Below are 12,355 nucleotides of genomic sequence, written 5' to 3' on the forward strand. Positions count from 1 at the left end.
ATTTACATAAAAATTCGACATTTCCATCTTATTGAATTAGGAAAAAATATACAAGACAATATTTGAGAATTACTGTCCGCTGTCGAAATCTAGACAAACTTACTGCTGATATCTAGTGGAAACCTTACCAAATATGAAATATACTTTTGAGGCTATGCACTGGAACCACAACTAGATTTACATTAACGAATGGAGGACACTTTGATGTCTACTTTGCCAAATTGCCCGAAATGTAATTCAGAATACACTTATGAAGATGGTAGTTTGCTCGTCTGCCCGGAATGTGCGCATGAGTGGAGCCTCGACACAGAGGCTGAAAGCAGTGAAGAGAACAAGGTTGTCAGAGATGCCAACGGTAATATTTTAAATGATGGAGATGCTATAACTATTATTAAAGACCTTAAAGTAAAAGGAAGCTCATCCGTTCTGAAGATAGGAACAAAGGTGAAAAACATCCGTTTAGTGGACGGAGATCATGATATTGATTGCAAAATCGATGGTTTTGGAGCTATGAAATTAAAGTCCGAGTTTGTTAAAAAGATCTAAAAAATAAGAATCAGCTTAACTTCAACAGAAGTAGGCTGATTCTTTCTTTTTGATATGGTCATTCGCTCAAAGGAGTGTTATCTATTAATCTCAACAATCTGATTTCGTCCGGCATTTTTTGCTTGATATAAGGCTTTGTCCACAGATTCGAATAAATCATTTAGTTGATTGGTCAGGCTTTCTGTATATTGAGCTGCAAAATTACTAATGGACAGCAGTCCCATACTAACAGTAATTGATAGGGCATGAGCAACATCCTCTACATGTACTTTATTAGCTTCTATTATAGATTTGATATGTTTTGCCAAGTGGTTTGCTTGTGTTTGATCTGTATTTGGTAAGTATATGATAAATTCTTCTCCGCCATAACGCGCCAGAACATCCGTCTCCCTCAACGTTTTCTTAATTACCTCTACCGTGCTGCAAATGACCACATCACCGATTAAATGGCCGTAATTATCATTCACTGTTTTGAAAAAGTCGATATCCAGAAGGATGATAGCAAAAGGCTGCTTGAGTTTCATATTTTCTATGATCTCATGCTCTAAGTGTAACGTTAAGTAATGACGATTATAACAACCGGTTAAGCTGTCCGTTATGGCCATCTGCTTAAGTTTTTGGTTGGTTTGCGATAGTTCATTCTGGATTTCAGTTAATGCAGCATTACGCTCTTGCAGGGTCTCGTTCTGGTGATTGGTCTCGGCTATGAGGCGATGCAGCTCGCTTCTGTCCTGAAAAGTAAGAATGCGTCCAACCCTGATTCCACCTACCACAATCGGCGCGGCAGTAATGTTAATGTATGCATTGAGTGAGGTGTAGAATAGTTCAACCTCGGTTCTCTCCATGGGCTGGTTCAAGTATGTATGAAGGAATAAATCGAAAGCTCCGGAAGTTTGCTCCATGGGTGCGATGGTCGACACGTCAAAGCGAGCACCGGTTAGTAGATTGATTCTTGGGAAAAGCGAGCGATTGATTTCTACTACAGTCTCACTATCATCCAGTACAAGAATTCCTTCTGTAATTGTGTCAATGATATCCTGATGGGCGATGGTTACGAGATCAAATATTTTATCCCGATGAATAGCAATTACGAAAAAAATTGCCGAGATTAAGATCCCAAGAGAGGTCAGCCCCGGAATAACTGGATCAGATTTAAGCAACACCACATTAAGAAAAACATCCAATAATATAAATACCGTTAGCACCAGCACCCCTTTGAGCACATGAGCAACCTGTTTTTTGATCCGCTGTGTAGTGTTTGAGACTAGGGCTGAATAGATGATATACAGAGAAATCATTACGCTGGTGGTTAAGAAGATAATAAGCAGCCAAAAAATCGGACCATAATATCTTTCGATATATCCGCCGTTCATAGGGAGAACAAAATTTCCGTTTGGATTAGCGATCACTACTACTATGATCAATGCTGCGAGAATGTATAGGATCAGCGTGTTCTTTTTTCGAAGGAGATGTGAATTTCCAGTGAGAAGTATCGTAAAAAGAAGCCAGCCAATCGTTAACAGAACCGAGTCGATAAATGCGAGCTTCACATAAAACAATTGAAACCTGGGATTGTCGGTTGTTTTAATAGCAAATTGACAGAAGGGCCATAACATCATAGTAAAATGAAATACTAAGTATGCTTTATGTAGGTTAGTGATGGTTACAGACGCAAATATGTAGATGAACAAAGCGAACAAAACAAAAAATAATAATAAATCAATCCATGTCATGATATTCATTTCAGTGACACCTTCTCCCACCCGGTTAACAGTTCTTTCATGTTACCTTGAATTTTAATCGTTTGCCATATGATCATTTGTTCTATGAGAACGGCTATTTGTTTAAGAGTGTTTCAACATATTCCTTCAAAATCCTCTATTTGTAAGCGTGGTTTTGCAAATTTTAAGGATGAGTTTCTCGACAAACTGGGGTTGGACAGAATGATTAGCTTTTTTAACCTTAACTTGTGTTATAATCAAACAAACAATTTAAAGAGGAAATTATAGTTAAGGGGGATTTGTAAGTGGAAATAGGAATAAGCACGTTCGTAGAAACAACACCGGATGTCCAGACAGGTGAAGTGATAAGTCATGCGCAGCGTTTGCGCGAGGTCGTAGAGGAGATTGTGCTTGCAGATCAGGTGGGTTTAGATATATTTGGCGTGGGCGAACATCATCGTAAAGATTATGCGGCTTCTTCTCCAGCAGTTTTGCTGGCTGCGGCGGCCTCACAGACGACACGGATTCGGCTAACCAGTGCGGTTACAGTACTTTCCTCTGATGACCCAGTACGTGTGTTTCAGGATTTCGCTACCCTTGATGGAATCTCAAATGGACGCGCAGAGATCATGGCAGGCCGGGGTTCTTTTATCGAGTCGTTCCCGCTGTTTGGGTATGATTTGAATCATTATGATGAGCTGTTCGATGAGAAGCTGGACTTGCTGCTCAAAATACGGGAATCCGAAAAAATAACCTGGAGCGGCGTGCACCGTCCTGCCATTAATAATCTGGGGATTTATCCGCGTCCCGTGCAGAATCCTTTGCCAGTATGGATTGGCAGCGGAGGAAATACAGAATCCGTAATTCGTGCAGGTCTACTAGGATTACCGCTTGTGCTGGCTATCATTGGCGGCAGTCCGCTACAGTTTGCTCCGATCGTGAAGCTCTATAAGAAGGCTGCGGCGCAAGCGGGACATGATGTGTCGAAGCTGCCCGTTGCTTCACACTCACACGGCTTCATTGCAGAGGATAATCAGCAGGCTGCGGATATGTTCTTCCCTTCTACGCAAGCTAGTATGAATGTTATTGGCCGGGAACGCGGATGGGGTCAATACACCCGTGCAAGCTATGATGCGGCACGTAGATTTGAAGGTGCCTTGTACGTAGGTGACCCAGAGACCGTTGCTGAGAAAATCATTCACCTGCGCAAGCAAGTAGGCATCACACGTTTTATGCTGCATGTGCCGCTTGGCACAATGCCTCATAAGGATGTAATGAGAGCCATTGAGCTATTGGGTACCCAAGTAGCACCCATTGTTCGCGCTGAGATATCGAGATGGGAAGCAGAGGTTGAAGCTAAGTAGTAACTATGATCTTACTTAATTATTGAAGCTGTTGATAATGGAGGGGGAGATGGATATGACAGAGCACACTATAGCGAGCAGACTCGAAGTATTAGGAGTTGTCCTGCCTGAGGCTAGTGAACCGGCGGCAAAATACGCTAACTACGTAATTGTTAATGGTTTATGTTTTGTGTCGGGAAAAGGACCAGCGGGCCATCCCAAAGGAAAGCTGGGACAAGACTACACTACCGAAGAAGGCTACCATTTTGCACGTTTAACGGGTATAGAGATCCTTGCCGTCCTTAAGACAGCTTTAGGTTCTTTGGACAAAGTGAAAAGAGTAGTCAAAATTCAAGGCTTCGTTAATGCAGATCCCCTTTTTGAAGAACATCATAAAGTGCTTAATGGTTGTTCAGATTTAATGCTTGAGGTGTTCGGAGACAAGGGTGTTCATGCTCGTTCTGTATTGGGTGCTGTTTCCGTAAGGGATAATCTACCGATCATTATTGATTCCATTTTTGAAGTTGAGGAACCTGTCTAGCCGGCTCCATGAGGCATATTTAAAAAGAGGACTATGATACCGAAAGGTGATCGTAGTCCTCTTTTTTTAGGTGCTTATGCCGTAGGTAGATGCTTACCCCAAAATTTGTAACAAAACTAATCACCCTTTTTTTAGTAACAATAGGTGTACATATCAATCAACGAGGTGATGACATCATGAAATTTCAAAAGAAAGCTATGTTACTTTTACTACTTACATCTATGCTCTATACTGCTCCGGCCTATGCGGCGACAACGCCTCAGACTCCGGTTACAGCCGTCTATCTGGATGATCAACAGCTACAATTAGAGGCTCAGCCCTTGCTCGTAAACGATACAGTACTAGTCCCTATGCGCAAGTTATTTGAAGCTCAAGGGGCAAAGATTACTTGGAATAATGATACCAAGACCGTTAAGGCAACCAAGGGAGACCTGGTGCTGACCTATCATATTGGCGATCAAGCAGCGAATAAAAATGGCCATTCCTTAAGCGTAGCCGTTCCCGGCCAGATTGCCGGCGGTTATACGATGATGCCACTGCGTTTTGTCAGCGAAGCTTTGGGCAGCACTGTGAAGTGGGATACTGCTACTCGTGCTGTTCGTATCTACTCGGCAGTGGATTACGATACGACAATTCTTTATGGAGTTAATCTGCGAAGTTTGCCAGATTCGTCAGCCCAATCAACGGTTCAGCAAATGTTGTCGGCAGGAGATAAGGTACATGTGGTTAGAGAAGTAGATGCTTTATGGTTAGAAGTGCGAACGCAGGATAACAAGAGTGGATATATCTCTGCTAAACCCAAATATAGCAATTATACGAGTGCTGCTCTTGTAGAGCGGCAGGGAAACGAGCTGCTTGCTTACGGAGAAAAATATCTGGGAACGCCTTATGAATTTGGCGCTGCTACTGACCAGACGTCAACCTTTGACTGTTCTTCTTTTGTAGGACATGTATTTAAGGATATGTTGGCAATTGACCTGCCACGTGTCTCTTACAATCAGGCCAAAGAGGGCAAAGAGGTTGGAATTAACGAGCTGCGCAAGGGGGATCTGTTATTCTTCAGTGCACGTGGACTTGATATTGGACATGTGGCGATTTACGCGGGAAATAATCAGATCTTACATACGTACTCCAAGGAGCTTGGCGTTCATTATGAAGCCTTAAGTGACAAGTGGAAGAAACGTTTGGTGACGGCTCGCAGATTGTTTTAGCTAGGTAATAATTAGGCTATAATTATCACGGTGAATAAGCATCCGAATACATTTGGGGGATGAAGCAGATTGGCTAAGACCATAGTAGAAAAGTTGAAATCCCCTCTCCATTAAAATTTATTTGCAGGCATAAAGACGGTTTTTGAGTCTCTTTTCCGTCTATGTTATGAGCTTGATGTTAAGGAGGAAAATAGTGACTTGTACGGACGCAGAACTGGTAGATAAGGTGTGTAAAGGTGACATGGATGCATTCAGTGTACTTATCGGCAAATATTCCAATGCAGTATACGGGGTTGCTTATGGTAAATTGGGTGATTTTCATACCGCACAAGACATTGCCCAAGAGGTTTTTGTTAAAACCTATCGCAAATTACCCAACTTGAAGGAGCCTGAGAAACTCGCCAGTTGGTTATATGCGGTTACTGCACGGGAATGCATGGATTGGTTTAGGTCAAATAAAAAGAAAACTGCTTACGAATTCATGCAAAAAATGGAGGTTCCGCAGCTAGAATCTACCGAAGATCAGCTGCTCAGAAAAGAACTCCAGCAAGATGTGTGGAAAGCCTTAAACACCCTATCAGAAGCTAACCGTATAGTCACAATTCTCTACTATATCGACAATTACAAGGTTAGGGAAATCGCCGATTTCCTTGATTTATCCAGCGAAGCTGTTGAGAGTAGACTCCGTAGATCAAGAGCGATCTTAAAAAGGGAGATGTTGAGTACAGTGAATAATAATCTTAGTGAAAACAAATTACAGGACGAATTTAAGAAGAGAGTCTTTCAGGATGAAAGAATGACTGAAACGAATTTTCGTCGTGTGGCTATGGGCCAGAGTGAATTTGATGATATTGATATGCATAAGACAAACTTCTCCAATGTAAATATGGAGGGGACCGGATTCGATAATATTAATATGAGCAGTACCACCTTTAATGACATCAATATGCATTCTGTTAAGTTTAATGAAGTGGGGCTGTGGGAAATAGAGGTTAGTAACAGTGAACTAGGAGAGGCTTATTTCCACGATATTCATTTGTACGGCAAAGGCAATAAGTTTGAGCGATGCCAGCTGAACGGGACATCCTTTGTAGATTGTGATCTTTCGAATGTGGATATAAGAGACTGCAATCTTTCAGGCGTCACAGTAAATGGTATTTCATTAGAGCTATTGTTAGACAGCTATAATAAAAGTAAATAAACTATATAAATCATAGATTTAATTGGAAACCACTTCTTTCTAGGAGTGGTTTTTGAGTTTAGGGTATAATGGATGAAGAGTGTACAGCACAACCTATAGGAGTGAAAAATAGATGAAGCGCATCACCATTTTAATTGCGGATGATGAGGCGGAAATTGCCGACTTGGTGGCCTTGCATTTGCAAAAAGAGGGGTATCATATCCTCAAAGTGTCCGATGGAAGGGCAGCGGTACAAGCCATTGAGTCGCAAACGATAGATTTGGCGATTCTGGATATTATGATGCCGGGGCTGGATGGTTACGAGGTAACCCGCCATATTCGGGAGCATCATCATCTGCCGATTATTTTTCTGAGTGCTAAAACTTCCGATCTTGATAAAATCACCGGACTGGTTATGGGCGCAGATGATTATATGACCAAACCGTTTAATCCAATGGAGCTGGTCGCCCGGGTTAATTCCCAGTTGCGGCGTTCCATACAATTCAGTCAGCCCGCAGCCATAACTAAATCGGTGCTAGAGGTTCGGGGATTGATGATTTCACCGGATGAGCATACGGTTACTCTTTATGGTGAGGTCATAGAGTTAACTCCAAAAGAGTTTGATATTTTGCATTTATTGGTTAGCCATCCCAAGCAGGTGTTTAGTGCGGAGAGCATTTTTCAACAGGTGTGGGGCGATGCTTATTATGAGAGTGGGAACACGGTCATGGTGCATATCCGTACCTTGCGCAAAAAGCTGGGCGAAGACATCAATAAGAATAAATTCATTAAGACGATCTGGGGCGTTGGATATACTTTTAATGGGTAAAGCCAGTGAAGTTTATATATTTTAAGAAAAACTTTATATTTGTCCCGCCTTTTCTTTAAAGTGTCTTCGTTATTCTATTCCTATCAAGGAAATGGGAGGACATTGCTGATGAAGAAGTGGGGCTTTTTGGCGTTGGTTGTGTTGTTGCTTGGGTATGCAGCGGCTCGTTATTTACCGAATACGGGCAATTTAGGATACGATGATAAGATTCGCAAAGAATCTATTACAAATAACAATAGTTTAGAGGTGGTAACACAAGATCAGGTGTATCAAGGGGATTTGTTGCTGGTGAATAGACAATACCCGGTACATGAGGATAGTGTGAAGCCTGATATCGTGACCTTATATGAGCAGGCGGATCTGGTGCAGGGTTATGGACTGCTGGATACCTCGATTCGTTTGTCTGAAAGTGTAGCGCATAAATTCAATAAGATGGTCAAAGCTGCCGAAAAAGAGGGTGTGAATCATTTTTTAATTAGCAGCGGGTACAGGGACTTTGAAGAGCAAGAGAAATTATATCAGGAAAAAGGCTCGGACTATGCTTTACCGGCGCAATACAGTGAACATAATTTAGGATTATCTCTGGATATCGGGTCGTCCCAAGCAGAAATGAGTAAAGCGCCTGAAGGAAAATGGCTGCAAAAAAATGCTTGGAAATACGGCTTTATTCTCCGCTATCCGAAAGACAAAACCGAGATTACGGGGATAAAATATGAACCCTGGCATTTCCGTTATGTAGGGTTGCCGCACAGCGCCATTATTCATGAGAAAGGGCTTGTGTTAGAGCAATATTTGGATTTCTTGAAGGAGAACAAAGAGATTTCGACAACAGTAGACGGTAAAGCTTATACAGTAAGTTATTTTCCGGTATCCAAATACACTACGATCAAAATTCCACAGGAAGGGCAATATATGACTTCAGGCGATAACATGGATGGCATAATTGTTACTACATATTAATGACTAAAGAGCCGAAAAAAAAGTCTGCTATAAACCTTTTGCTGGCAGCGATATTTATCGTCTATATGTATTTTTTAATCCGAATTATTTTATTTAAAGGTGCACCGGTTAACTTATTATCGCTTTTGGATCAAGCGGGACGTATGTTTGAACATCCAGACAGGATTTTTAATCGGCGTGGCAACTATATCCCTTTTAAGGAGATCTCACGGGGGATGGACAATCTGTCACTTTCAGATCCTTTTTCATCTATTAATTTAGTAGGGAATCTGTTGGCTTTTATTCCATTTGGGATCTTGGTGCCTATGCTGTTATCGCAAAAAGTAAGGCTGTTTCAAAGAGTCTTCTTTCTCTCACTGGCGCTGAGCTTCTGTTTTGAATTCACGCAATTAGTATTGTATATCGGTACCTTTGATGTGGATGATCTTATTTTGAACACTAGCGGTGGGGTGGTTGGTTACTGTATCTATAGACTGTTGACTTCTTTCGGATGGATTGCATCTATATCAAAGCGGTGTTAGTATTTGTGGATATAGATCTAGGGTAGAAGGGGCATCGTATGAAAAAGCGTATTTCGGATATTGTTTCCATCATAGTAGGAGCTTTGTTATTCTCCTTGGCCGTTAATTTGTTTGTAATTCCAAACGAGTTCGGTGAAGGCGGGGTCACGGGACTGACTATGATTACTTACTATTTGTATCAGTGGTCACCCGGTATTGTTAGTTTGATTCTTAACGCTTTATTATTAATTGTGGGGTACAAATTTCTAGACAAAACTACGACGGTATACACGATTATTGCGGTGTTTTTCAATTCGTTATTCCTGATTCTTACGAAAAATTGGAATATTGGCAGTGATGAGTTGATAATTAATGCAATATTCGGGGGTATCTTCTCAGGTGTGGGGATCGGGCTGATTATACGAGTGGGTGGAACGACTGCAGGGTCAACCATCATCGCCAGAATCCTACATAAATATTTGGACTGGAACGTTAGTTACGCACTGCTGCTCGTCGATTTAATTGTGGTGTTCGCTTCGTATTTCATCATTGGAGTACAAAGTCTGATGTTTACGATCGTGATGCTCTATGTAGCCACTAAGATAATGGACTTCATTATTGAGGGAGTGAACCCTAAGAAGGCTGTTACGATTGTATCCCAAGAGCAGGACAAAATTGCTGAACAGGTTAATGGAATTATGGATAGAGGCGTCACAGTAATATATGGCCGTGGGTACTATACCAAGACACCTAAAGAGCTGCTGTATATTGTGATTAGCAAGCAGGAAGTGACTATGCTTAAGAAAATCGTCAAATCCATTGATAAAGAGGCATTTATTACCATACACGATGTAAGAGATGTATTCGGAGAAGGGTTTGTGGAGCTGTCAAAATAATAAGATAAAAAGCTATCCCGGAAGCTATAATGGCTGCTTGGATAGCTTTTTTTGATTTTGGGTACGTTATTGTGATGGATATCATTGCAATTATTGGTTCGTTCACATTTTTTCAATTTCCCGTGTGATTGAACGCACACTATGGCATGCGAAGCTTCTATATGCTTTTTATAGAGGAATTAATTTATTGCAGGAAAGAGGGTATTTAGATGTTAGATCAACAAACAATTGAAATCATAAAATCAACGGTGCCTGTCTTGCAGGTTCATGGGAAGACCATCACAACTACTTTCTATCGCATGTTATTTGAAAATCATCCGCAGTTACTAAATATATTTAATCACGCCAACCAACGGGAAGGTAAACAGCAGACTGCACTTGCTAACGCCGTACTCGCGGCGGCAATGAATATTGATCAGCTAGAAAATATCTTGCCTGTGGTAAAACAGATTGCGGAGAAACATCGGGCATTGGGAGTATTACCTGAACATTATCCCATCGTAGGTGAGACTTTGTTAGCTGCTATTGGGCAAGTACTTGGCGATGCGGCGACGCCAGAAATTATTGATGCTTGGGCAAAGGCGTATGGCGTGATCACAGATGCCTTTATTGGTGTCGAAGCAGAGAAGTATCGTGAGGCTGCCGAAATTCCCGGGGGTTGGAGTGGATTTAGAAACTTTGTGGTTACTAAGAAGGTTAAAGAAAGTGAACTTATTACTTCCTTCTACCTTTCTCCTGAGGACGGAGGGGCTATAGCTTCTTACTTGCCGGGTCAATACATCACGGTTCGTGTTCAGCCTGAGGACGAGGAATACACCCATGTTCGCCACTATAGTTTGTCCAGTGCGCCGGGACAGTCGTATTACCGCATCACAGTTAAACGGGAAGGTGAGGGGCCCGATAAACCGGCTGGTGTCGTATCTACTTTCCTTCATGATGTTGTTCAAGTGGGATCTATATTGGAAGTGAGCTCGCCAGCGGGTGATTTCGTACTAAATAAAGATAGTGATCGTCCAGTGGTTCTTATCAGCGGTGGGGTTGGACTAACCCCTATGGTAAGTATGCTGGAGACGTTAATTGCTACGCAGCCAGAACGAGAGGTAACGTACATTCATGCAGCCATCAATGGAAGCTTGCATGCTATGAAAGAAATGGTGGCGGATTTAGAGCAGTCCCATCCTACCCTACGATCCTATGTATGTTATGAAACCCCAAGTGAAGGAGATACGTTCCATAAAACAGGTTATATTGATCTAGCTTGCCTGCAAGAAGTAACAGACGTAAACTCTGAATTCTATTTCTGCGGACCGACTCCTTTTATGAAGGCGATATATAAGGCTCTTAAGGAATGGAAGGTGGCTGAAGACAGAATTCATTATGAATTCTTCGGCCCGGCTGGAAGTTTGGAAGCATAAGCTGTAAAACCAAAAGAGCGTCCCAGTCCTAATGACTGTGACGCTCTTTTTTACAATAGAAGTTTATTTGAAGGCAGCGAATGGGTTAGTTCCCTTTGGTAATATTGAACTGAAATTAAAGGTGTACGTAGGAATTCCAGCCGCATAAGGGGCAATTTCATACTGTTGGTAGAAGATTGCAAGGCCACTCTCGGAAACGTAGAAGTTTGGTTTTTCTGTTAGTCCGCCAGGTGTATCTGGAAAAGCTAGCTCCTTGGTGCTTTCCTTCAACATTTTATCTAATTTTTGTTTGTAGTTTGGCTCTGCCTTCAGCAGGTCCTTAAGTTCTATTGGTTTGCCGTCTTTCAGCGAGAAGGTAAATCCTTCACGAAGGGCTCCACCATGAGCTCCACCTGTATAACCATACTGATCCGTCACTAAGCTTAGTACACCTTCACGGTTAAAGGAGACAACAAAAGTTTGAGAGAAGTCATATTTATTCTCTATAGTGCCATCTCTATGACTAGCCTGTTCTTCGCTCTCTGCGACGAATTGTTCAGCTTGCTTTTTGAAGATTGCATTAATCTTAGTTTGTACTTCATCTGTTAAGCCGCTGATTTTTGGATATTGCACTTTGATACTAGCATTTTTATTACTCTTATCTAAGGTTTCAGAGGTAATTTTGATGTCATTCATTACTTTTTTACTTAGATCAAGTGATTTCAATGAAGGATTATAAACGCCTTGCACTCCTAAATAGTCAGACAAGAGTTTGAATGGAACATAAATCCGGTCGTTGATGACCTTCACATCATGACTGCCGGTCATGCTATAAATGTAATAGCCATTCAGGGTTGTACTAACACCGTAATCTGAGACCTCCATGTCCAGCTTCATGGAATCGCTGCCCACACTATAAGTTTTAGTGCTTGCATTATAGTTAATGGAAAGGCCAAAAGCATCCCGTAGTACAGTTAAAGGGATCATGGTATTGCCGTTTACTATTTTCGCTTGCTGCGATAAGGTCTGGCCTTTATATTTAAGCACTACAGAGGGTTGCTGTGCGGCTTGTTTTACCGTATTTCCTCCGGTAGTTGCGGCTTGAACTGAAGTTCCTCCTACTAGTCCCGACCCTCCAAGCAATACTCCAGCAGCCAAGATGGCTGAGGTCCATTTCATACTTTTATTCATAACTTAATCTCTCCTTCCCAAGGATGGGCTTATGTAGTTGCAA

12 protein-coding genes are annotated in these 12,355 nt (G+C 41.8%); 10 read left to right on the forward strand and 2 right to left on the reverse strand.

From position 1 onward, the window contains the following. Window positions 1-204: 204 nt before the first annotated feature. The gene (locus MHH49_RS10735) at window positions 205-546 is read left to right on the forward strand and encodes a zinc ribbon domain-containing protein YjdM (RefSeq protein ID WP_036682263.1); all 342 of its coding nucleotides are present in this window, start codon (window positions 205-207) and stop codon (window positions 544-546) included. A 77-nt stretch (window positions 547-623) separates the two neighbouring features. Here MHH49_RS10735 and MHH49_RS10740 read toward each other — a convergent pair whose 3' ends face one another. Continuing rightward, entirely contained in the window at window positions 624-2,288 is a 1,665-nt protein-coding gene (locus MHH49_RS10740) for a histidine kinase N-terminal 7TM domain-containing diguanylate cyclase (RefSeq protein ID WP_341138118.1), read from the reverse strand. A 284-nt stretch (window positions 2,289-2,572) separates the two neighbouring features. On the opposite strand from MHH49_RS10740, the gene MHH49_RS10745 reads away from it, so the two are divergent. The 9 genes from MHH49_RS10745 (at window position 2,573) to hmpA (ending at window position 11,142) form a co-directional block, all read left to right on the forward strand. Then, entirely contained in the window at window positions 2,573-3,631 is a 1,059-nt protein-coding gene (locus tag MHH49_RS10745; RefSeq protein WP_341138119.1) for an LLM class flavin-dependent oxidoreductase, read from the forward strand. Between the two features lie 55 nt (window positions 3,632-3,686). Further along, window positions 3,687-4,151: a RidA family protein gene (locus MHH49_RS10750; RefSeq protein WP_076140618.1), complete on the forward strand. Its 465-nt coding sequence runs from the start codon at window positions 3,687-3,689 to the stop codon at window positions 4,149-4,151. 176 nt (window positions 4,152-4,327) lie between these two features. Continuing rightward, on the forward strand, window positions 4,328-5,362 hold the full coding sequence (locus MHH49_RS10755; protein WP_076140620.1) for a C40 family peptidase: 1,035 nt from the start codon (window positions 4,328-4,330) through the stop codon (window positions 5,360-5,362). A gap of 193 nt (window positions 5,363-5,555) precedes the next feature. Further along, window positions 5,556-6,563, forward strand: a complete 1,008-nt coding sequence (locus MHH49_RS10760; protein WP_076105097.1) for a sigma-70 family RNA polymerase sigma factor — start codon at window positions 5,556-5,558, stop codon at window positions 6,561-6,563. Between the two features lie 112 nt (window positions 6,564-6,675). Beyond that, on the forward strand, window positions 6,676-7,371 hold the full coding sequence (locus MHH49_RS10765) for a response regulator transcription factor (protein ID WP_036682255.1): 696 nt from the start codon (window positions 6,676-6,678) through the stop codon (window positions 7,369-7,371). 108 nt (window positions 7,372-7,479) lie between these two features. Further along, window positions 7,480-8,331 (forward strand): D-Ala-D-Ala carboxypeptidase VanY, encoded by an 852-nt coding sequence (locus MHH49_RS10770; RefSeq protein ID WP_038573816.1) that lies wholly within the window; start codon window positions 7,480-7,482, stop codon window positions 8,329-8,331. Continuing rightward, on the forward strand, window positions 8,331-8,852 hold the full coding sequence (locus MHH49_RS10775) for a VanZ family protein (protein ID WP_051491230.1): 522 nt from the start codon (window positions 8,331-8,333) through the stop codon (window positions 8,850-8,852). The genes MHH49_RS10770 and MHH49_RS10775 overlap by 1 nt, the downstream gene beginning before the upstream one ends. 38 nt (window positions 8,853-8,890) lie before the next feature. Then, a complete protein-coding gene (locus tag MHH49_RS10780; protein WP_036682251.1) occupies window positions 8,891-9,727 on the forward strand; it encodes a YitT family protein in 837 nt (278 codons plus the stop codon). 209 nt (window positions 9,728-9,936) lie between these two features. Further along, on the forward strand, window positions 9,937-11,142 hold the full coding sequence (hmpA, locus tag MHH49_RS10785; RefSeq protein ID WP_341138120.1) for an NO-inducible flavohemoprotein: 1,206 nt from the start codon (window positions 9,937-9,939) through the stop codon (window positions 11,140-11,142). 63 nt (window positions 11,143-11,205) lie between these two features. Here hmpA and MHH49_RS10790 read toward each other — a convergent pair whose 3' ends face one another. Then, window positions 11,206-12,312 carry a PdaC/SigV domain-containing protein gene (locus tag MHH49_RS10790; protein ID WP_076132759.1) on the reverse strand — a complete coding sequence of 369 codons (1,107 nt, stop codon included), beginning with the start codon at window positions 12,310-12,312 and terminating at the stop codon, window positions 11,206-11,208. Window positions 12,313-12,355 lie beyond the last annotated feature (43 nt).

Origin of the sequence: Paenibacillus sp. FSL F4-0122, from assembly GCF_038002845.1 — a bacterium.
In the GTDB taxonomy this organism is placed as follows: domain Bacteria; phylum Bacillota; class Bacilli; order Paenibacillales; family Paenibacillaceae; genus Paenibacillus_AQ; species Paenibacillus_AQ odorifer.